Here is a 21,246-nt window from a genome sequence, read left to right as displayed (position 1 = left end):
ATCTTTCCTCTTGAACCAATCCGGCAGCTTTTGCGCCGGGGCGGATTCGTCAGAGGACAGCGGGCGGCGAATAGCCGATACGGGCGCACAGCCGCAACAGCTCGGCGCGAAGCGTGCGCGGCGACGGCGTCACCGCGACCCCAAATACGCAACCCGATTTCGCCAGCCGAGCCATGCATGTACCTTAGGCTGCCTCGAGCCCTCAGTTCAAGCCGTGCCGGTCAAGCGACGCCGGTCAATTGGTGCCAGTCAATTGGTGCCAGTCAGGGCCCGCTGCAGGAAGACGTACTTCATTGCCGCCTGTGCGGCCTGCGGCCGCCGATCGCCGCGTCCGCCATGGCCGCCCTCGGTCTCCTCGAAGAACAGCGTCTTGCCGTGGCCGGCCGCCTGCAGCCGTGCCGCCATTTTGCGCGCATGCCCGGGATGGACGCGATCGTCGGCGGTCGAGGTCGTCAGCAACACCGGCGGATAGGCTGCGTCCGTGTCTACATGCTGGTAGGGCGAATAGGCGGCGAGCCAGGCTGCCTCTTCCGGCTTCGCCGGATCGCCATACTCGGCCATCCACGACGCGCCGGGCGGCAGTTCGGTGTAGCGCAGCATATCGAGCAGCGGCACGTCGATGATCACTGCGCCGAACAATTCCGGTTGCTGGGTCAGCGAGACGCCGGTCAGCAAGCCACCATTCGATCCGCCCTGGATGCCCAGCGTGGCGGGCGTAGCGATGCCGCGTTTGACCAGATCTTGCGCCACCGCGGCGAAGTCGTCGAAGGCATTCTGGCGATTGGCCTTGAGCGCGGCCTGATGCCAGTTCGGGCCGAACTCGCCGCCGCCGCGGATGTTGGCCTGCACATAGGCATAGCCCTTCTCCAGCCACAGCCTGCCGCGCACGCCGGCATAGCCGGGCAGCAGCGGCACTTCGAAGCCGCCATAGCCGTAAAGCAATGTCGGCACGGGTCCATGCAGGTCGCGCCTCCTGACGACGAAGTACGGGATCATCGTGCCATCCTTCGAGCGCGCTTCGAACTGGTCGGAGACCAGCGACGACGCATCGAAACGCGCCGGCTGCGACTTCACCGTTGCCAGGCCCGCGGCGTTGTCGTCCGACCAGATGATCGAGCTCGGCGTCAGGAAATCGGTGAAGGAGAAGGAGACGCTGGAACCGAAATGCTCGGCATGGCTGATGCCGACATTGCCGTTTTCGGGCAAAGCCACGGGCTTGAACTCCCAGCCGCTGTCGCTGCGCTTGCCGGCGACGACCTTGCCGCGCACATTGTCCATCAAATTGATGAACAGCCGGTCCTGCGTGCGGGCAATACCGGCGATCGAGACACGGTGCGCCGGCTCGAGCACGGTATCGAGGGATCCGAATAGCCCGGTTTCGATCCAGCGCTCGAAATCGAGTGAATACAGCCCGTCGGGCTTGCACAGCGTGCCGTCCGGCGCCATCCATGGGGTACGCACGCCGAAGACAAGCTGGCCCTTGAACAGCGCTGTATCGGTGACGTCGTCCGGCAGCGGGATGCGCCTGTTTTCGCCCGATGGCAGCCGCAGGAAACTGTGCGAGGCGAAGAAGTCGATGGTCCGGGCGAGGAAGACATGACGCTTGTCGCCGTCGAATTCGACGGACCCGCCGGCGGCAAGATCCTGCTTCAGCGCCTCGAAGATCGGCGTCGCCGCTTCCAGTGGCGTGCCGCGCCGCCAAAGCTTGACCACGCGCGGATAACCGGACTGGGTCGTGTCGTCCTCCTCGAAAGCGGCGGAAACGATAACCGTGTCCTCGTCCAGCCAGCTAAAGCTCGACTTCGAGGCAGGAGCGCGAAAGCCGCCATCGACGAACGATCTGCTTTCGATATCGAATTCGCGCATCTCGCTGGCATCGCCGCCATCCGGCGACAGGTTGAGCAGGCAGCGGCTGAAGTCGGGGTAGAGCCGACTGGCGCCGCTGAACACCCATTTCACCCCCTCTTGCGCCGCCAGATTATCGAAGTCGATGATTGTCTGCCATTCCGGCTTATCGGTCTTGTAGGAGGCGACCGTGGTGCGCCGCCAGAGGCCGAGTAGGTTCGTCCGGTCCTGCCAGAAATTATAGACATAGCCGTTGATAGCGGCTCCGACGGCGATGTTATCCTCGGCCGTCATCAGGTCGAGCGCCGTCTCGAACGACGTCTGATAGGACGGATCACCCTGCAGCTCCCCGACGGTGATCGCATTTTGGCGATGCACCCAGTCGAGCGCCTGCTTGCCCCTCCTGTCCTCCAGCCAGAGAAACGGGTCTTCGGCCGCCGAACCCGGCTGGCCCTTGGTATTCGATTTGGTCATGAGGTCTCCGGTTGAGTCGGGCGGCGGCATAGCCAAGATCGACATGGGGCCGCTTATATTCAAGTCGTTCGTCAGAAACGGCGGCTTTCTGGCATTCACGCCATCCGTCTTCGAATGACCGTTACAACTGCCAGCGCCAGGCAAATGGCACCGAGCGTCATTGGCAGGCCGCCGGCGCCAACAACATCCATGGCGCTGCCCGCCAGCGGCGGTACGGCGATGCCGCCGATGCCCCACATCAAAGAGAAGGCGGCATTGCCGGCGACCAGTGCCGAGCCGGTGAACCGCTCGCCGAGCTCGATGATCGACATCGTGTAGATACCGTACGAAACCGCACCCCAGACGAAGACGCACGGCCAGATCAGCGGCGTCTCGATGAGAACCGGCAGCAGCGCGCATCCCAGCACCGTCATCGAAACACAGATGAACCGCACCAGCCGCGCTGTCAGTCGTTCCGCCAACAAGCCGAGCGGCACCTGCATAGCGATATTGCCGGCGATCATCACTGACAGCAGCGCCGACATGCGCGCTTCCGCAATGCCATAATGTGTTCCGTAGACCGGCAGCAAGGCGAGCACCGCCTGTTCGAAACCGGCGGCCACAATCACCGCCGATAACAGCAGCCACGCCTGCGGCACGAACCCCAGCACCGAAACCCGGTGCCCGCTCTCGTCGACCTTGGGCAGCCGTGCCAGCACCGAGGCGAGGCAGGCGCCGCAAAACAGGAATGCGCCGATGCCGACCAGAAACGGCGGCCATCCCACGGTGCCGACCGCAAGCAGGCACAGCGGCCCCGCCGCAAAGCCCGCCGAAATGATGGTCGAATAGATGCCCATGACGCGGCCGCGGCGTGCCGGCGGGGCCAGTGCGATCACCCAGACTTCGCTCAGCACGTAGAGCGGGTTGGTGACGGCGCCGATCAAAAAACGCAGCGGAAACCACAGATAGACATTTTGGGTCCAGCCGATCAGCGCCAGCACCAGCGCGGAAAGTGCCGCGCACGTAAGCGCGGTGCGCCCTGCCCCGAAACGCCGCGCCAGCGCCGGAACCAGCGGCGACGAGACGATGAAGCCGATCGGCGTCATTGCCGCCGACAGGCCGATTATGGCCGGCGAGACGGCCTGGCGCTGCAGGATGAAGCTCAACAGCGGATAGCTCAGCCCTTGCGCGATGGCGAACACCGAGACGGTGGCGATCACGCCGGTGATCGCCGCCCATTGCGCTATTTCGCCGCTGCTTTGTTCCGCCCGGTCCATGATGCAGGATTAGCGTTTCGGTTCCGTCGCGGTAAGCACCGGCAACGAAAACCGCTTGCGCCAGCCGGAACGCGATCAAGAGGCTGGCGATCCCGCCGGCTGCCCCCAGGGCATGTCGCTTCCCTCGCCCTAGTGGTCGCCGCCTCCGCAATGGCCGGACGGCCGGCGGTCCATTATGCCGCCGCATTGCCGCAGCGTACGAGGACTATCATGACCGCCGCCCTTCAGCCCGCCGAACCGGCACTGGCAAACGACCGCGCCCGTCGCGGCGGCCGCGCGGGGAAGCGTGCCGGCGGCTCGACGGTGTTTGAGCAGCCGCCGTTTCGGCAGTTGAAGAACCCGCTGACGCCGACCCGGCTGGTTTCCGACGACGAGCTGGAATCAATTCACCTCGCCTCTCTGCGCGTGCTGCGGGAAATCGGCGTCGACGTGCTGCATGACGAAGCCCGGCGCATCATGAAGGCGCATGGCGCCGATGTCCGCGAGGGCAGTGAGCGGGTGCGCTTCGACAGCGACATGATCCTGGAACTGGTTGCCCATTGCCCGCCGGAATTCACCATCCACGCCCGCAACCCGGCGCACAATGTGCGCTTTGGTGGCGATAATCTGATCATCTCGATGATGGCGTCGGCACCCAATTGCTCAGACGTCGACCGCGGCCGTCGGCCAGGCAACCAGCAGGACTACCGCAACTTCCTCAAGCTTGCGCAGATGCACAACATATTGAACTGCACGGGCGGGTACCCGGTCGAGCCGATCGACATCCATCCGTCCGTGCGCCACCTCGAATGCATCCGTGACCTCGCCACGCTGACCGACAAGATGTTCCACATCTATTCGCTCGGTAAGGAGCGCAACGTCGACGGCATCGAGATCACCAGGATCGCGCGCGGCATCAGCCATGAGCAGTTGCTCGCAGAGCCGTCGGTATTCACCATCATCAACACCAATTCGCCGCTCAAGCTCGACGTGCCGATGATGGAAGGTATCATCCAGATGTCGAGCAAGGGCCAGGTGGTCATCGTGACGCCCTTCACCCTGTCCGGCGCCATGGCGCCGGTGACGATTGCCGGCGCGCTGGTGCAACAGAATGCCGAGGCGCTGTCCGGCATCGCCTTTGCGCAGATGGTGCGCAAGGGCGCGCCTGTCGGCTACGGCGGCTTCACCTCGAATGTCGATATGAAGTCCGGCGCGCCGGCCTTCGGCACGCCGGAATATATGAAGGCGCAGCTGGTCGGCGGGCAGCTCGCCCGCCGCTACAACATCCCCTACCGCACCTCCAACACCTGCGCCGCTAACACGGTCGACGCGCAAGCCGCCTATGAAAGCGTGTTCTCGCTGTGGGGCGCCATTCAGGGTGGCGGCAATCTGATGATGCATGCGGCCGGCTGGCTCGAAGGCGGCCTGCGCTGTTCCTACGAAAAGACCATCCTCGATATAGACCTGTTGCAGATGGTCGCCGAGTTCCTGACGCCGCTCGATCTTTCCGAGGAAGCGCTCGGTTTCGACGCCATCCAATCGGTCGGCCCCGGCGGCCATTTCTTCGGCACCCAGCACACGCAGGACCGCTACAAGACCGCGTTTTACGCGCCAATCATTTCCGACTGGCGCAATTTCGAGAGTTGGGTTGAGGCCGGATCGCCGACCGCACTCGAAAAGGCCAATCGCGTGTGGAAGGAACGGCTGGCGTCCTATGAAGAGCCTTATATGGACCCGGCAATCCGCGAGGAGCTCAACGCTTTCGTCGACAAGCGCCGGGCCGAAGGCGGCGCGCCGACCGATTTCTGATCATCTGATGAGTAGTCGACCCCTACTCCGTCTTGATGGCAGGCTGGCCGAAAACATCCGCTTTGTTTTCGCCCCCGCTCACTCGATTCAATCTCTCCAAAAACGGAACTATCTTCATGAAATCTCATGCAAAAGCGGTTGTCATCGGCGGCGGGGTCGTTGGCTGCTCGGTGCTCTATCATCTGGCCAAGGCTGGCTGGACCGACATCCTGCTGATCGAGCGTTCGGAGCTCACCTCCGGCTCGTCCTGGCATGCGGCGGGCGGCTTCCATACGCTGAATGGCGATCCCAACGTCGCCAAGCTGCAGGCCTATACGGTGCAGCTTTACAAGGAGATCGAGGAGATTTCCGGCCAATCTTGCTCGCTGCACCTGACCGGCGGCGTGATGATGGCCGACACGCCCGAGCGCATGGACTTCTTGCGGCTCGCCCACGCCAAGGGCCGCTATCTCGGCATGGATACCGAACTGATCACGCCGTCCGAAGCCAAGGCGATGTTCCCGCTGATGGACGAGACGAATTTCGTCGGCGCCATGTGGGATCCGGTCGAGGGCCATCTCGATCCTTCCGGCACCACCCACGCCTATGCCAAGGCCGCCAGGAAGCTGGGCGCCGAGATTGTGCTCCGCAACCGCGTCGTCGAACTGACGCAGGAGGTCGACGGCACCTGGAACGTCGTCACCGAGCAAGGCACGGTCAAAGCCGAGCATGTCGTCAACTGCGGCGGCCTGTGGGCGCGCGAGATCGGTCGCATGGTCGGCGTCGAACTGCCGGTGCTGGCCATGGAGCACATGTATCTCCTGACCGAGCCGATGCCGGAGGTCGAGGAATTCAACAAGTCGACCGGCCGCGAGATGATCGGCGTGCTCGATTTCAAGGGCGAGATCTATACCCGCCAGGAGCGCAACGGTATCCTGCTCGGCACCTATGAAAAGGCTTGCAAGCCGTGGTCGCCGGTCAACACGCCGTGGGATTTCGGCCACGAGCTGCTGCAGCCCGACATCGACCGCATCGCGCCGTCGCTCGAGATCGGCTTCAAGCATTTCCCCGGCATCGAGAAGGCCGGCATCAAGCAGATCATCAATGGTCCCTTCACCTTCGCGCTGGACGGCAACCCGCTGGTCGGCCCGGTGCAGGGCCTGACCAATTTCTGGTGCGCCTGCGCCGTCATGGCCGGCTTCAGCCAGGGTGGCGGCGTCGGTCTCGCACTGTCCAACTGGATGGTCCATGGCGATCCGGGCTTCGACGTCTGGGGCATGGACGTGGCCCGCTTCGGCGAATGGGCAACGCTGCGCTACACCAACGCAAAGGTGCGCGAAAACTATTCGCGCCGTTTCTCCATCCGCTTTCCCAACGAGGAATTGCCGGCGGCAAGACCAGCGCAGACGACCCCGCTTTACGACACCATGCTCGCCAACAACGCCGTCATGGGCGATAGCTGGGGGCTCGAAACCCCGCTCTGGTTCGCGCCGAAAGGCTCTGAGCCGAAGGACATCGTGTCCTTCCACCGTTCCAATGATTTTGGCCCGATCGGCGAGGAAGTGCGAGCCACCCGCGAGAGGGTCGGCGTCACCGAGATCGCCAACTTCGCCAAATACGAAGTCTCCGGACCAGGGGCCGAGGATTTCCTCAACCGGCTGATGACCAATCGCATGCCAAAGACCGGCCGCATCGTGCTGACGCCGATGCTGAACGAGTTCGGCCGGCTGATCGGCGACTTCACCATCGCCAAGGCGGGCGAAGAACGCTTCATGATCTGGGGTTCTTCGGCAGCGCAGAAATACCACATGCGCTGGTTCGAGAAGCATCTGCCCAAGGACGGCCCAAGGGCGTCAGAGGTGCGCATCCACCGCTTCGACCAGACGCTGGTCGGCCTCTCCATCGCCGGGCCGAAATCGCGTGACCTGCTGCAGAAACTGGTCGATGTCGACATCTCGACCAAGGCCTTCCGCTTCATGGATTTCCGCGAGATGGCGGTCGGCGGCGCGCCCTGCATGGTCAACCGCATCACCTACACCGGCGACCTCGGCTATGAGATCTGGATGGCGCCCGCCTACCAGCGCCTGGTCTACAAGGCGATCAAGGAGGCTGGCGAAGAGTTTGGCCTTATCGATTTCGGCATGCGGGCTTTGCTCTCGATGCGCCTTGAGAAGAACTTCCCGACCTGGTTCCGCGAGCTACGTCCAATCTACGGACCATTCGAAGGCTCGATGGACCGCTTCATCAAGCTGGAGAAGAACGATTTCATCGGCCGGGAGGCGGCAGCCAGGGAACAGGCGGCAGGGCCGAAGCTGCGCCGCGTTTCCTTCATCGTCGATGCCGCGGATGCCGACGTCATGGGCGACGAGCCGATCTGGGCCAAAGTCGGCGGCAAGGATTACGGCACGGTGGAAAAGCCGCATGGCTACGGTGCACCGCGCTTCGACGCGGGCGGCAAGGAAGTGCGCGGCTCGAACGCCGCCGAAGGCGCGTCTGCCGTGCGCGGCATTGTCGACGGCGACTGGCGCGTGGTCGGCTGGGTCACCTCCGGCGGCTATGCGCATTATGTCGAGAAGTCGATGGCGCAAGGCTATGTACCGGCAGCGCTTGCCGAGAACGAGAGCGCCGGCCTGTTCGAGATCGAAATCCTTGGCCACCGGCGTCCCGCACGCATCAATGTCGAACCGCCGTTCGATCCGAGCGGCGAAAAGATGAGGACGTAGGCGCAGCCAGCCGGTCGCATTGTGCGGAGCATGCTCTTCATGCTAGCGCAGCCGGCAACACTCTGCTGGCAAGGGCGATGAGATTTCATTGAAGTACAATCTGAGATGGGCCGAGTGGCTGGCCGAGGGACGGATCGGCCCGTTCCCGGCGGCGATCGTCATGGTCGCGGCTTACTTCGCCTTGCAGACCATCATACTGTCCCTGTTGAGCTCTTGGGCGGGAACCGGCGTCGGCATCGATGATGCGGAGCAGCTGATCTATATACCGTATCTCTGGGCTGGATATGGCGGCTCGCAACCACCCCTCTACACCTGGATCAACTGGCTGGCCGCGCATGTTTTCGGCACCAGTATCTTCACGCTGAAGCTCGTCAAATACTCCGTGCTGTTCCTCGCCGCCTGCAGCGTGTTCGCCGCCATGCGGCGGTTTGGCTACACCAAAGCGACAGCGGCGGCGGCCATGTTCGGCCTGTTTACGATCCCGCAGATCGTCTGGGAATCGCAGCGCGCCTTGTCGCATTCCGTCGCCGTCGTCGCCTTCTGCTCGCTGCTCCTGCTTGCCATGGCCTATCTTCTCGAGCGGCGAAGCATGGTCGCCTATGCGGCGTTTGGCTTGGCCACGGCGGCCGCAATTCTTGCCAAATATAATGATGTCTTCCTCGTGGTGGCCCTTGTTGCTGCAGTGCTGTCGCTGCGCGAATGGCGCAGCGTAATCCTCGATCCGAAGTTCGCCATCAGCATAGCGGTCGCGATACTGGTGCTGGCGCCAACCACCTATTGGAGCCTCATGCATCCCGCCGATTTATTGTCGAGAGGCGAGAAGTTCGGAATAGACTCGCAACGAGGGCGCATGGCGGCGGCCTTTGTCGGTGCCGGCAAGTTTATCATGGGAACCTTCAATTTCGCGGTCTTGCCGGTGCTCGTTTCCGCGCTGGCTTTCGGGCTGGCCGGGTTTCGTTTCTCCGAGTGGCACCCGAAAGGTCCGGCTCGGGAAATTCTGTTGCGGCGTGCCTTGGCGCTCGGCCTGGCCATGCTTGCAATACTGGTACTGGCCACCGGCGTGACGGTGGTCAAGGACCGCTGGCTGCTACCTGTCCTGTTCATGTTGCCGCTGGCCATCGTCGCCACTATGGAACGGCTGGCACCGCACGGCAGGAATGCGCAGCTCCTGGTAATCGCGGCTGGAGCGATCATCGCCGTGCTCCTCGCGCCCGCCACCTGGTACGTCCAGATAAACGGGACCAGTGGTCTGTCGCGGATGATCCGCGTGGATTACCCCGCCCTCTATCGCCAACTGACTGCGGACGGACCGGTCAAAACCGCAATATCTGATGGTGCATGGGTCGGAAACCTGCGGCTGGTCGACGAAAAACTGGTCGCACTTGACCAGGAAGTGCCTAATTTCGAAATGCTGATGCAGGAGCCGGCCGTACTCGTCTGGCTTGACCGCGACGATCCGCGTCCGGTCATTTTGGAGCAGCTCAAAGCGGCCGGCTATGAGGCGGACGGCCAGCCGCGGCAAATGATGGTTTTGCTGTTGCGTGGCACCGACAAGTCCACCCGGTCCGGCGCCTATGTAAGATTGAAGAGAATGGCGGTGGGAGGAGCCACGGCGCCAAAAGAAAGCGTTAGCGGAGGAGCCGACGGTGGACAGGAACCCGACTGACCGGCCCCGTCATCACCGCAAGATCATGCCGTTCGAGCCGGACGGCTCGAACGATGTGCTGCGCAGAAAATCGCGGCTGAAGGCCGCTGAACTCAACCAGCATGCGCTGGGCTATGGAGCGCTGGCGGAAGCCGAATGGCAGGCGGCGGGAATTGCTGCCCCTGATCTGCCCGCCATGCGCCGATACCGGCTCGAGCGCATCCGCGCCGAGCTGAAGCGCCGCGACTATGCGGGAGCCTTGCTCTACGATCCGGTCAACATCCGCTATGCGACGGATGCGACCAACATGCAGCTCTGGGTCGCACACAATCGGACCAGGCACTGTTTCGTCGCCACCGATGGCCCGGTGGTGCTGTTCGACTACTTCTCCTGCGAGCACCTTTCCGATCATTCCGGCGTCGTCGACGAGGTGCGGCCGGCGGTGTCGTGGGCTTACCTCTACAGCGGCGAGCTGACCGGTCAAAAAGTCCGCCGCTGGGCAGCCGGCATCGCCGAGCTGGTATTGGAACATGGCGGCGGCAATCGCCGCATCGCCGTCGACCACATCAATCCCGAGGGCATCGAAGAGCTCGCCCGTCTCGGCATTTCGACCGGCAATGGCGAAGGGGTGATGGAAAATGCGCGGCTGATCAAATCGCCCGACGAGATCCTTGCCATGCGCCGGGCGATCGTCGCTTGCGAGGCAGCGATGGGCGAGATGGAGCAGGCGCTGAGGCCTGGCATCTCGGAGAATGAATTGTGGGCCGAACTCCATCGTGGCAACATCGCGCGCGGCGGCGAATGGATCGAAACCCGGCTCCTGTCGTCGGGTCCGCGCACCAATCCGTGGTTCCAGGAGTGCTCGTCGCGGACGATCGAGGCCGGCGAGCTCGTCGCTTTCGATACCGACCTGATCGGTCCTTACGGCTTCTGCGCCGACCTTTCGCGCACTTGGCTTTGCGGTGACGCGCGGCCGTCGCAAGAGCAGCGCGATCTGTTCCGCATCGCCGCCGGCCAGATCGCCCACAACACGGAGCTGATGCGGCCGGGCGTATCGTTCCGCGACCTCGTCGAGCGCTCGTCAGTGCCGCCGGGGGACTGCTTCCCGGCCCGTTACGGGGTGCTCTATCACGGTGTCGGTCTTGCCGACGAATACCCGACCTTGCTGCATGCTAGCGACTGGACCGACGACACACCCGACGGCGTGCTCGAACCTGGCATGGTGCTGTGCGTCGAGAGCTATATCGGTCGACTTGGCGGCTACGAAGGCGTGAAGATCGAGGAACAGATACTGATCACCGAGTCCGGCAATGAGAAGCTTTCGACCTACCCGCTCGACAATCGGCTGCTTGGCGGCTGAGCGACGCTAATGCATGTCGCGCAAAAGCATGCCCCCGGGGCTTGACCCGAGGGTGTGCAGCGGTTCTGCGATAACGACATGCGTAAACTGGAATCTAAAGTGCTCGCATGAGGCCGCCCGACGCGACGCGTTTATATGAGCGCTGCGATCGCCTCGCGCATCGTGGTGACGATCGTTTCCGGCGTTGTCCTGGCCGTGATGAACGGCAAGCCTTTGCGACGCCTTGTCCAGCCGACGACCGTCACCTTCTGCGCCGCAGGCTCGAAACGCTGCGCCAGCGCCCAGCTCTCGCAGTCGATCGCCGCGACGTCGGCCCTGCCCTCGGCAACGGCAACGATCGAAGCACGGTGCCCACAGCTTTCGCTCAACGCGGAAAAGATGTCCAGACTCTCGCCCAATACTTGCAGGTCGCGAGTTGGCGCGATGATGCCCGACATGGAATCCAGGCTGTTAAAGGTGAAACGCTGGCCGCGCAGCAGATCGAGCGGAATGACGGCACCGCCGTCGGCCGGCGACCTTGCCTGCGGTGCCTCGCCCGCTCTCATGATGAGGGCGCTCGAATAGAGTTCGCCCTGTCCACCCTCGAAGGCATCGTAACGCGGCTGACCGACGAGTTGGACACGTTGCGACAGGCCGAGTTCCATCGGTCCCCAACAGGTTTGCGCAAGGAGCAGCGCCGGGTGCAGCCAGAGCCGGTGAAAATCCAGCTCGTCCGGCGGCAATGTCGCCGGATCTGGCGCGACGGGTTTTCCCTGATCGTCTCGGATACCGCCAGGCACCGGAGGCAAATCGCCATTGCGGCGGATGATCGTCTCCGGCGCATCGATGCCTCTTTGTCTGAAGGTATCGCGCAACCGCGCCCATTGCGCGTCGACCTCGTCCCGCGCTTCCGGCCAGTCATACATCGGCAAAGCCGCAATGAATTCGCTCATGCCGGGGATTTGACCGTTATGCGAGGAAATTGACAAGTTCAGGAAAGCGTCGTCCGCGCGGAACCGCCTGCAACAACGCAAAATTCACTCTTTCGGCGGCTCGGCGGGTACCGGTGCGCTGCCAAGCCCATTGAGGCTGCGTGCCCTGACACGCGGCTTGAATGCGCGTCCCGGTTCCGGCATGCGCCGCAGCACGGGATGGACGACCGGCTCCTTCGCCTTGAAGGCATAGGCCTTGAGCAACGCGAAATAGTTCGGATAGGCGTAGCCATTGTTCATCCGCAGCCACTCGTCGCGGCGGTCGCGAAACAGTTTCGGCAGCCTGTACCAGGCCACCGTCGGGCTCTTATGATGGACGAAATGCAGATTGTTGTTGAGGAACAGGAAGGACAGCGGCGAGCGCTCGACGATGATCGTGCGGCCCTCCGGATGTTCCGACCATTGGTGCTCGGCGTAGGTGCGGATCGAAATCAGCGATTGTCCCAACCATACAGGCACCAGAACGTAAAGCCACAACGGCATGCCGAAGCCGAACTGCACGATGGGCAGCACGATGGCGAGGCCGATAGCGTGCAGCAGCCAGGCCTTGCGGACGACCTTGTCGCCCGCGACGACCTGCCTGGCGTCGCCGATGAAAAAGCCTATGCAGGACAGCCACGGGCCCAGCACGAAACGACCGAGCATTGTATTGTTGATCTTCAGCAGGAATTTCATCGCCGACGGCAGTCCCTCGTGCTGCCAGAGCGCCTTGTAATAGCTTTCGGGATCGTCGAGCGGATCGGTCAGGCGCTCGTCTGCATGGTGGCGCAGGTGAATGGTCTTGAACCGGCGAAACGGCCAGACAAGGCCAATCGGCAGGAACACAAACGCTTCGTTGAGCCGCGCGTTCCGGGTTGGGTGGCCGTGCAGGACCTCGTGCATCAGCGAGGATTGCAGCGTCGCAATCAGGGTCAGAAAGGCGAGCGCCAGCAGCGGGTAGGATGGCCAGAGCAGAAAGCCGGCAGCGAGCCAGCCGCCGTAGCAGAGAAGTGCGAGAAATACGGTCGGCCATTCGATGGCTGCTGCGCCGTGTCGCCTATTGCCCATGCTCGTCATGCTATCGACCACTGCCTTCCAGTCGCCGGAACCCGTTTGATTCCTGACAGCATTGTGTCAGGAGTGTTGCATCGGGGCAACGCGATAAAGCGCACAAACTGTTGCGATTGCGCATTTTCAGCTGCATATGTTATGTATTGTAAACAACGAACCGGATTCCTTTACGCCTGAAGCTCCGCGCTCGCAGGTTTCAGCGCAAATTTTTCCTCCTATCGAGTGGGACGGCGATTTGGACAAACGCGACCTGTCGACGATCTTTCGTGAGCGCCTGAAAATGCTCTTGACAAGGTCCGATTTGAACCAGTCAGCGTTCGCCGGTGCGGTTGGCATCGACCGTTCGGCACTGTCGCAGCTGCTCTCCGGCGGCTCGACCCGCCTTCCCCGTGCTGAAACGCTGCTTAACATCGCCGCCGAATTCAAAGTCTCGCTCGACTGGCTGCTCGGCCTCAGCCACGACGAGGGCGTCACCGGTGAAATCCGCGAGAGCCTTGAGATCGAGGAGGCGCCGGACGGCTTCGACCGCACGCTGCTGGCTCGCTGGCATGCCGAGGCGGCGGGAACGAAAATCCGCTACGTGCCGGCCGGCATTCCCGATCTTCTGCGCACCGAGGCGCTTGTCGACTATGAAGCCGTCATCGCCAACAAGAGCCGCGAGGCACAGGCCGGCGAAACGCAGTATCGCATCGACTACAACCGACGGCCCGAAACCGACATGGAAGTCTGTATGCCGCGCCACACGCTGGAGATCTTCGCGCGCGGGCTGGGCGTGTGGGACCGCTTTCCGGAGGCCGACCGCCACCAGCAACTCCTGCACATGGCGACACTGCTCGACGACCTCTATCCCACCTTCCGCCTGTTTCTCTATGACGGGCGGATGCGCTATTCGATCCCCTACACGATCTTCGGACCTTATCGCGCTGCCATTTACGTCGGCGACATGTATCTGGTGCTGAACGCCACGCAGCCGATCCGCATCCTGACCAGCCATTTCGACAATCTGATCCGTGCCGCGGACGTCAACGCGCATGAGGCGGCCAGCTTCACACGAAAGCTGGCGGAGATGCGATTTTGACCGGTTGTTTCCCACGCCGACATTGACGTCACATAAAGAATTCTTTATATCGTTATCTCAATAATTCTCCGGGAAGGCGTATTCCACAATGACCAATCCGATCGACGCGCTGCTTGCCGAAAAGGGCGTCCTGCTCGCCGATGGCGCCACCGGCACCAATCTGTTCGCCATGGGCCTTGAGGCCGGCGAGGCTCCCGAGCTCTTGAACGAGACCGCACCCGATACCATCACCAGCCTGCACCAGAACTTTGTCGATGCCGGCGCCGACATCATCCTGACCAACTCTTTTGGCGGCACCCGCCATCGGCTCAAGCTGCATCATGCGCAGGACCGGGTCTATGCACTGAACAAGCGCGCCGCCGAGATCGCAAGCGCCGTTGCAAAAAAGGCCGGCCGCAAGGTGATCGTGGCCGGCTCCGTCGGCCCGACCGGCGAGCTGCTGGTACCGCTTGGCGCCATGACCTATGACGAGGCGGTCGAGGCCTTTGCCGAGCAGATCGAGGGGCTGAAGGCGGGCGGCGCCGAAGTCGCCTGGATCGAAACCATGTCGGCGCCGGACGAGATCCGTGCGGCCGCCGAAGCCGCCATCCGCGTCGGCCTGCCGTATACCTATACCGGCTCCTTCGATACCGCCGGCCGCACCATGATGGGACTGCTGCCGAAGGACATCCACGGCGTCGTCGATGGCCTGTCGCAGACACCGCTCGGTGTCGGCGCCAATTGCGGTGTCGGCGCCTCCGACATTCTCGCCTCCCTGCTCGACATGACCGAGGCGAGGCCGGAAGCAACGGTGATCGTCAAGGGCAATTGCGGCATTCCCGAATTTCGCGGTGCCGAGATCTACTATTCCGGCACACCCGAGCTGATGGCCGATTATGTGCGCCTAGCCGTCGATGCCGGCGCCAAGATCGTCGGCGGCTGCTGCGGTACCTCGTTCCAGCACCTTGCCGCCATGCGCAAGGCGCTCGATGCGCACACCAAGTCGGATCGCCCGACCGTCGAGCAGATCGTCGAACGCATCGGCCCAATGCGCAACAAGCAGGCTACGGTCAACGTCGCCGAGACCAGCGAAGCCCGCCGCGAGCGGCGCCGCGGACGCGCCTGACGCTTTCGTCTGCGACATGGTCCGCGCGAAGCAGTGCGGCGCCGAAAAAAAGGCCGGCAAGGTTTCCCTCGCCGGCCTGCCTCACCCGCCCGTAGGCCGGCTCCCCCTATCAGAACGATTCCATCTGAAAGAAACCGGCCGTCATTGCCACTACCGGTTACCGCCGAGCGCCGAGGCAAGGCGCACAAGCGAGAGGAACTCGGACCGGTATCCAAACGGGTCGGCTCCTCTGGCGGCGGTGGCAATCTGCATGATCTTGTCGTAGCCGAACTTCGCGGTCGCATCCTCGTCGCGCAGCTTCTGGCCGAAGGCAGCAACGGCAACGGAGAAACGCTGGTCGGTGCTGGCCTGGTCGAACGACGCCACTTCGTTGGCTGACGTCACTGTCGTGGTGATCAGCTTCGAAGTGTCCTCGTTCGGCAGCTTGTAGCGGATCTTGACGAAGGCATATTCGTCGGCATTGGCAACACCGCCATTGTTCACCGAGGCCTGGCCATAGCGCAGTTGATCAATCTGTTCGCCGCCGCTGCCCTTAGGCGTGATTTCGTAGATCGCTGTGACCGAATGGCCTGAGCCGATCTCGCCGGCGTCGACCCGGTCATTGTTGAAATCCTCGCGATTCATGGCGCGGGTCTCGTAGCCGATCAGCCGGTACTCCGAAACCTTGTTCGGGTTGAACTCGACCTGGATCTTCACGTCCTTGGCGATGGTGAACAGTGTCGAGGAGGCATCCTCGACCAGTACCTTCTCGGCCTCCGCCAACGTATCGATATAAGCAGCGGTGCCATTGCCGTTCTGGGCGATGGTCTGCATCATCTGATCGTTCAGATTGTCGCGGCCGAAGCCGAACACCGACAGGAATACGCCTGTCTTGCGCTCCTTTTCGATCAGCCGCTTCAGATCGTCGTCGTCGGTCTGACCGACATTGAAATCACCGTCGGTGGCGAGCATCACCCGATTGATGCCGTCCTTGACGAAGGATTTCTGCGCCAGCCGGTAGGCTTGCCTGATGCCAGCCTCGCCTGCCGTCGAGCCGCCGGATGTCAGATTATCGATGGCAGCGAGGATCTTGTCCTTTTCCGAAGCCTTGGTGGGCTCCAGCACGGTACCGGCATCGCCCGCATAGGTGACGATCGAGACGGTGTCGTCAGGTCTCAGCTTGTTGACCAGCAGTCGGAAGGCCGACTGCAGGAGCGGCAGCTTGTCCTGCTCGTTCATCGAGCCCGACACATCGATCAGGAAGACCAGATTGGCCTTGGGCTGCTCGGCCGGCTTCACGTCGAAGCCCTTGATGGCGACATGCATCAGCCTGGTGTGCTCGTTCCACGGGGTCGGCATGACGCTGACGGTCGAGTTGAACGGCGTCGAGGCGGAGTCCGGGCCCTTCCAGTCATAGGGGAAGTAGTTGACCATCTCCTCGACGCGCACCGTATCGGCTTGCGGAATAAAACCTTCCTTCAGCGAGCGCCGCACGAAGGAATAGGAAGCGGTGTCGACATCGACAGAGAACGTCGAGACCGGATCTTCCAGTGCGGCATGCACCGGATTGGTCTTGAAATTCTCGACGCGGTCGCGGTTTTCCTCTTGCGGCAGCATCTGGTCGGCCGGCGCAGCGGCAGGCTGCTGTGCCATCAGCTTGGGCTCGGCAACCGTGCCAGGCATACGTCCGACCCGCGCGCCGCCATCGACGGCCGGAGCCGCGGTGCTGGTGCCGCCATTCAGCACAAACTCGCCACTCTGCGCCGGTTCGGAAGCATTGCGGGTGAGCACGTCCTGCTGCGTCAACCCACCGACTGCCGTCGATTCCGCTTTCGGCGGCGATGTCGGCGCCACAAGCGCCTCGCCGACGTCGCGATTTTCACTGTCAGCATCCGCCTTCTTCTGCTTGTCCGCTTCGGCCACGACCGGCGGTTTGACGGTCGCCGGCTTGTCGGCCAGTGTCTCGGTGATCTTATCGTCCCCGCCGAATTCGGGCCCGCTGAATGTGGATTCCCCCAGCATATAGATGGTAGCATATCCGGCGATCGGCAGGGCAACGAGCCCGGCAATGGCCGGCGTGGCGAAGAGTTTCTTTTGCATGATTTCGCTCCAGAGCTTTTGTGCTCGCTCTGTGAGACGAAGCCCGCTCACCGATCCTTGGGCGGCCGGTAAAGTTTTTTCTTCCATGTCATAGGCGCGCAGCGCGGCCTGGAGGGCACGCGCCTTTGCGTCCGCGTCCGGCGCCGGTGCCGCGATGTCGCGCAGTTTGTTGAGTTCGTTGTCGTCGACCATGGTCACACTTCCCCGGCTGAACGCATCAGCGTCTTCAGCCGTTTCTTCGCTTCATGGATGTGCCAGGAAACCGTCGTCTCCGAGATCGCCATCGCCTCGGCGGCGGCTGCATGGCTCAGCCCTTCGCCATAAACCAGCAGCACCGCATCGCGCTGCTTGTCCGGCAGCTTGCGCACCGCTGCCCAGAGCGCCTCGGCCGGGTCTTCCGGCTCAGCCGAGATTTCCCCCGAAATCAGGACATAGGCGCCATAGGCATCGGTCTTGACCGTCTCGCGGGCGGTCTTGCGCATCATGTCGCGCGCCGCATTCAGCGTCATGGCGTAGAGCCATGTCGTGAAGGCGCCGCTGCCATGATAGTCGCGGATCGCCCGGCCAATCCGGACGCAGACTTCCTGGGCGACATCTTCTGCGTCGGCCTTTTTCCCGCACCAGCGATAGGCGGCGCGATAGACGAAACCGTAGTGCCTTTCGAGCAACTTGCCGAAAGCACCCCGATCTCCGCCCTTCGCCCGCCCGATCAGTTCAGCGTCGGAGGCTTCGCTTTCGTCCAGCATCATCGCCATCATTGCCTGTTGGACGAAGGCTAATGGCTGTTCCTTGGGGCGATGGAAAGAATTTTCTGGCGCGCCGTCACGTCGTAACGGTTGGCGTGCCCTGACCGAGCGTCTCCGCGAACAGCGTCGTCAGCCGCTTCCAGTGGCGCTCGGCGCCGGCTGCATCGAAGGCGCTGTGGTCCGGCACGCACCAGCCGTGCGCCATGCCGGCATAGTTCTCGATGACATGGTCGACCTCGGCCGCGCGCAGCGCTTCAGCCAGCCGCGCCGTTTGCGCGGGCGGAAAGCTGCGATCTGTGCCGGCCGTACCGATATAAACCCTTGCCTTGAGCGAAGCGGCCTTCCGGTGCGGACTGTTGGCAGCGTCACCAGCCAGATTGCCGCCGTGGAAACTGGCCGCCGCGACGATGCGGCCGGGATAGCTGGCCGCTGCGTTCAGCGCCCGCGCTCCACCCATGCAGTAGCCGACAATGCCGACCGGCCCGGCGTGCGATAGATACCCGCGGTGACCGTCGCGGCAAGCTGTAGTGAGGCGATCTGCTTCAAGATTTCGTGCGGCATCGGCGACGCTACAGACGCGCGAATGCTGCCATGTGAAAGGCCTGAACTTCGGCCGGATAGCGATAGTCGGTGCCGTAAGGACAGGCGTTGCGATCAAGGCAGCCGCCGGTGCGGCAGGGCGCGCCGTTTTGCCCGCGCACATGGGCCAGACAGGTTTCATGTGCAAAACCATCCGCAGAATAAGCCTTTACCGGACAGGATTTCAGGCAGGGTTTTTCCAGACATGTGTCGCAAAGGTGAATCATGTCGCGGGGTTCTTGGAGCGCAATTTCGTCTTCGAACAGCAGCGCGCCGCGATAGGCATGCCAGAGCCCATATTGCGGATGCATGAGAATGCCGAGCGGTGACGGCTTCAACCCCTCCGCACGCATCGCCCATTGCTGGAATGGCAGATAAGGCCTGTCGGACGGCGACACAGCGCGCGCCCCTAATTTTCCGGCCACCGCGCCGATCACTTCGCGCGACCATCTGTCGAGCGGATCGTCGATCGGCTGTGACCGTTTCTCCAACCAGTGCATAAAGTGCGGCCAAGGTGCGGCACCCGCCTGCCCCACCAGCAGGACGGATTTGGCGGTAGCGCCGGAGAGATCGGAAGGCGCCTTCTCAGCGCCTGCAAAATTGAAGCCGCCGCGAAGCACGAGACCGTGTGCGGAAAGTGCCGCCGCGATGGTTTCGACCATGCTGCGCTCGAGGATCATCCCTTCTTGTCCGGGTCGGAGAAGGCGCTCCGCCAGACTTCCTTGTGGATGATGTTGGCGACTTTAGCCCCGCCTGATTCGGGCTCCTTTCAGGTGAAGGCGTCGGCCATCGACGCCTTCTTCCTGGCAATGAAGTCCTTCAGCCCGTCGTCGATACCCGGATCGAGATGCGGCGCCTCGTAGCTTTCCAGCCAGCGGCGGGCGAGCTCGTTGGCGCGCTGCGGCGCGGTTTTTTCGCCTTCGGCCAGCCATTGCTCGTAAGAATTGTTGTCGGCAATGTTGGAACGATAGAATGCCGTCTGGAAATTGGCCTGGGTGTGATCGCAGCCGAGATAGTGGCTGCCCGGGCCAACCTGGCGGATGGCGTCCATCGCCTGGCCGTTTTCCGACAGGTCGACGCCTTGGGAGAACTTCTGCGTCATGCCGAGCTGGTCGATATCCATCATGAACTTTTCGTAGCAGGAGGCGAGACCGCCCTCGAGCCAGCCGGCCGAATGCAGCACGAAATTGGTGCCGGCCAGGATCGTCGAGTTCAGCGTGTTGGCGCTCTCGTAGGCGGCCTGCGCATCGGGGATTTTTGAAGCACAGAGCGAACCGCCGGTGCGGAACGGCAGGCCGAGCCTGCGGGCAAGCTGTGCGGCGCCATACGAGACCAGCGACGGCTCCGGCGTGCCGAAAGTCGGCGCGCCCGACTGCATCGAGATCGACGAGGCGAAGGTGCCGAACAGAACCGGCGCACCCGGCCGGATCAGTTGTGTGAACGATGCCCCGGCCAGAACCTCGGCCAAAACCTGTGTCAGCGTGCCGGCGACCGTCACCGGGCTCATCGCACCGGCAAGGATGAACGGCGTGACGATACAGGCCTGATTGTGGCGCGAATAGACCTTCAGCGCTCCCAGCATGGTCTCGTCGAACACCATCGGCGAGTTGGCATTGATCAGGCTGGTCAGCACCGTGTTGTTCTCGACGAAATCGTCACCAAACACGATCTTGGCCATCGCCACCGTGTCTTCAGCGCGCTCGGGCGCGGTCACCGAGCCCATGAACGGCTTGTCCGAATATTTGATATGGCTGTAGACCATGTCGAGATGGCGTTTGTTGACCGGCACGTCGACCGGCTCGCACACCGTGCCGCCGGAATGGTGGATCGACGGCGCCATATAGGCGAGTTTCACGAAATTCCGGAAATCCTCGATCGTCGCATAGCGCCTGACGCCGTCGAGATCGCGCACGAAGGGCGGTCCATAGACCGGCGCGAACACTGTCGCGTTGCCGCCGATCTGCACCGAGCGCTCGCCATTGCGGGCGTGTTGGGTATAGACGGACGGAGCGGTCTTCAGGAGCGAGCGGCAGAGGCCCTTGGGGAAATGCACCCGCTCGCCCTTGACGTCGGCGCCCGCCTCTTTCCAAAGCTGCAGCGCCTCGGCGTCGTCGCGGAAGATGATGCCGATCTCTTCCAGCACCGTGTCGGTGTTCTTTTCGATCAGCGCCAGCCCTTCCTCGTCCAGCACTTCATAGACGTTGATCTTGCGCTTGATATAGGTGAGCTGCGTGCCGGGGCCGCCGCCCGAACGCGCAGCCCGTCGGGCTGCGGCGCCACCGCTGGCAGCGCGCCCGCGCCGTGCGTTTGACGCTTCCTGGTCGACCGGCGCGTTCTCACTCATAATCGTTCTTCCCTGGCTTTCGTTCTGGCCTGATTTACTCCGGCCGGGCTCTTGTACCGGCCTGAAATCCGTTTGCGGCCGCATATTGCGGTCTCTGGCCGGATCGTAGCCATGCACCCTATTCGAAACGGCCCGCCAGCGCCAACGCCTGTCGCAAAATCGACAAGAATTCCAAGAGATTTACGGTCGCTTTCGTTTTGCGGGAAGTCGCAAATCAGCTATGG

General features: G+C 62.8%; 15 protein-coding genes and 1 pseudogene. 6 read left to right on the top strand and 10 right to left on the bottom strand.

The window, feature by feature from the left end:
• Positions 1 to 49: 49 nt before the first annotated feature.
• From NKH50_RS01580 to NKH50_RS01570, 3 genes are all read right to left on the bottom strand, one after another.
• Entirely contained in the window at positions 50 to 175 is a 126-nt protein-coding gene (locus NKH50_RS01580; RefSeq protein ID WP_352876228.1) for a capsid protein, read from the bottom strand.
• Positions 176 to 249: 74 nt separating this feature from the next.
• Positions 250 to 2,319, bottom strand: coding sequence for a prolyl oligopeptidase family serine peptidase (locus tag NKH50_RS01575; RefSeq protein ID WP_352876225.1), 2,070 nt, complete (start codon positions 2,317 to 2,319; stop codon positions 250 to 252).
• A 95-nt stretch (positions 2,320 to 2,414) separates the two neighbouring features.
• The gene (locus NKH50_RS01570; RefSeq protein WP_352876223.1) at positions 2,415 to 3,575 is read right to left on the bottom strand and encodes an MFS transporter; all 1,161 of its coding nucleotides are present in this window, start codon (positions 3,573 to 3,575) and stop codon (positions 2,415 to 2,417) included.
• Positions 3,576 to 3,785: 210 nt separating this feature from the next.
• On the opposite strand from NKH50_RS01570, the gene NKH50_RS01565 reads away from it, so the two are divergent.
• The 4 genes from NKH50_RS01565 (at position 3,786) to NKH50_RS01550 (ending at position 11,070) form a co-directional block, all read left to right on the top strand.
• Positions 3,786 to 5,363 (top strand): trimethylamine methyltransferase family protein, encoded by a 1,578-nt coding sequence (locus NKH50_RS01565; RefSeq protein WP_352706019.1) that lies wholly within the window; start codon positions 3,786 to 3,788, stop codon positions 5,361 to 5,363.
• A 116-nt stretch (positions 5,364 to 5,479) separates the two neighbouring features.
• Positions 5,480 to 8,065 carry a GcvT family protein gene (locus tag NKH50_RS01560; RefSeq protein ID WP_352706021.1) on the top strand — a complete coding sequence of 862 codons (2,586 nt, stop codon included), beginning with the start codon at positions 5,480 to 5,482 and terminating at the stop codon, positions 8,063 to 8,065.
• Between the two features lie 88 nt (positions 8,066 to 8,153).
• Positions 8,154 to 9,731: an ArnT family glycosyltransferase gene (locus NKH50_RS01555; RefSeq protein ID WP_352876220.1), complete on the top strand. Its 1,578-nt coding sequence runs from the start codon at positions 8,154 to 8,156 to the stop codon at positions 9,729 to 9,731.
• Between the two features lie 25 nt (positions 9,732 to 9,756).
• Positions 9,757 to 11,070 (top strand): M24 family metallopeptidase, encoded by a 1,314-nt coding sequence (locus NKH50_RS01550; RefSeq protein WP_352706060.1) that lies wholly within the window; start codon positions 9,757 to 9,759, stop codon positions 11,068 to 11,070.
• Between the two features lie 131 nt (positions 11,071 to 11,201).
• On the opposite strand, the gene NKH50_RS01545 is transcribed toward NKH50_RS01550, so the two are convergent.
• Together NKH50_RS01545 and NKH50_RS01540 are read right to left on the bottom strand one after the other, a co-directional pair.
• A complete protein-coding gene (locus tag NKH50_RS01545; RefSeq protein WP_352706025.1) occupies positions 11,202 to 12,002 on the bottom strand; it encodes a phosphate/phosphite/phosphonate ABC transporter substrate-binding protein in 801 nt (266 codons plus the stop codon).
• 84 nt (positions 12,003 to 12,086) lie between these two features.
• Entirely contained in the window at positions 12,087 to 13,097 is a 1,011-nt protein-coding gene (locus NKH50_RS01540; RefSeq protein ID WP_352646899.1) for a fatty acid desaturase, read from the bottom strand.
• A gap of 229 nt (positions 13,098 to 13,326) precedes the next feature.
• Here NKH50_RS01540 and NKH50_RS01535 point away from each other — a divergent pair, with 229 nt between their 5' ends.
• On the top strand, positions 13,327 to 14,169 hold the full coding sequence (locus NKH50_RS01535) for a helix-turn-helix domain-containing protein (protein ID WP_254818179.1): 843 nt from the start codon (positions 13,327 to 13,329) through the stop codon (positions 14,167 to 14,169).
• Positions 14,170 to 14,257: 88 nt separating this feature from the next.
• Positions 14,258 to 15,274, top strand: a complete 1,017-nt coding sequence (bmt, locus tag NKH50_RS01530) for a betaine--homocysteine S-methyltransferase (RefSeq protein ID WP_352706027.1) — start codon at positions 14,258 to 14,260, stop codon at positions 15,272 to 15,274.
• A 150-nt stretch (positions 15,275 to 15,424) separates the two neighbouring features.
• Here the strand turns inward: bmt and NKH50_RS01525 are convergent, their stop codons facing one another.
• The 5 genes and pseudogenes from NKH50_RS01525 to NKH50_RS01505 all read right to left on the bottom strand — a co-directional run bounded on the left by NKH50_RS01525 (position 15,425) and on the right by NKH50_RS01505 (position 21,022).
• Positions 15,425 to 17,545 carry a vWA domain-containing protein gene (locus tag NKH50_RS01525; protein ID WP_352876215.1) on the bottom strand — a complete coding sequence of 707 codons (2,121 nt, stop codon included), beginning with the start codon at positions 17,543 to 17,545 and terminating at the stop codon, positions 15,425 to 15,427.
• Positions 17,546 to 17,547: 2 nt separating this feature from the next.
• Positions 17,548 to 18,108, bottom strand: a complete 561-nt coding sequence (locus NKH50_RS01520) for an RNA polymerase sigma factor (protein ID WP_352876213.1) — start codon at positions 18,106 to 18,108, stop codon at positions 17,548 to 17,550.
• Positions 18,109 to 18,175: 67 nt separating this feature from the next.
• A pseudogene (locus NKH50_RS01515) lies at positions 18,176 to 18,583 on the bottom strand (dienelactone hydrolase family protein); the annotation flags it as partial.
• Between the two features lie 85 nt (positions 18,584 to 18,668).
• Complete coding sequence (locus tag NKH50_RS01510) at positions 18,669 to 19,358, bottom strand: hypothetical protein (RefSeq protein WP_352876211.1); 690 nt, start codon at positions 19,356 to 19,358, stop codon at positions 18,669 to 18,671.
• Between the two features lie 89 nt (positions 19,359 to 19,447).
• Complete coding sequence (locus NKH50_RS01505; RefSeq protein WP_352876209.1) at positions 19,448 to 21,022, bottom strand: trimethylamine methyltransferase family protein; 1,575 nt, start codon at positions 21,020 to 21,022, stop codon at positions 19,448 to 19,450.
• Positions 21,023 to 21,246 lie beyond the last annotated feature (224 nt).

The sequence above is a fragment of the Mesorhizobium sp. M1027 genome, assembly GCF_040318745.1.
GTDB lineage: Bacteria > Pseudomonadota > Alphaproteobacteria > Rhizobiales > Rhizobiaceae > Mesorhizobium.
Note: the sequence above shows the minus strand (reverse complement) of the source record. Positions and strands in the feature narration are given on the sequence as shown.

Bases quoted from the DNA above. Each gene is read 5' to 3' on its own strand.
- NKH50_RS01580 (WP_352876228.1), bottom strand. From the start codon at position 175: ATGGCTCGGCTGGCGAAATCGGGTTGCGTATTTGGGGTCGCGGTGACG.
- NKH50_RS01575 (WP_352876225.1), bottom strand. From the start codon at position 2,319: ATGACCAAATCGAATACCAAGGGCCAGCCGGGTTCGGCGGCCGAAGAC.
- NKH50_RS01570 (WP_352876223.1), bottom strand. From the start codon at position 3,575: ATGGACCGGGCGGAACAAAGCAGCGGCGAAATAGCGCAATGGGCGGCG.
- NKH50_RS01565 (WP_352706019.1), top strand. From the start codon at position 3,786: ATGACCGCCGCCCTTCAGCCCGCCGAACCGGCACTGGCAAACGACCGC.
- NKH50_RS01560 (WP_352706021.1), top strand. From the start codon at position 5,480: ATGAAATCTCATGCAAAAGCGGTTGTCATCGGCGGCGGGGTCGTTGGC.
- NKH50_RS01550 (WP_352706060.1), top strand. From the start codon at position 9,757: ATGCCGTTCGAGCCGGACGGCTCGAACGATGTGCTGCGCAGAAAATCG.
- NKH50_RS01545 (WP_352706025.1), bottom strand. From the start codon at position 12,002: ATGAGCGAATTCATTGCGGCTTTGCCGATGTATGACTGGCCGGAAGCG.
- NKH50_RS01540 (WP_352646899.1), bottom strand. From the start codon at position 13,097: ATGACGAGCATGGGCAATAGGCGACACGGCGCAGCAGCCATCGAATGG.
- bmt (WP_352706027.1), top strand. From the start codon at position 14,258: ATGACCAATCCGATCGACGCGCTGCTTGCCGAAAAGGGCGTCCTGCTC.
- NKH50_RS01525 (WP_352876215.1), bottom strand. From the start codon at position 17,545: ATGGTCGACGACAACGAACTCAACAAACTGCGCGACATCGCGGCACCG.
- NKH50_RS01520 (WP_352876213.1), bottom strand. From the start codon at position 18,108: ATGGCGATGATGCTGGACGAAAGCGAAGCCTCCGACGCTGAACTGATC.
- NKH50_RS01510 (WP_352876211.1), bottom strand. From the start codon at position 19,358: ATGATCCTCGAGCGCAGCATGGTCGAAACCATCGCGGCGGCACTTTCC.
- NKH50_RS01505 (WP_352876209.1), bottom strand. From the start codon at position 21,022: ATGAGTGAGAACGCGCCGGTCGACCAGGAAGCGTCAAACGCACGGCGC.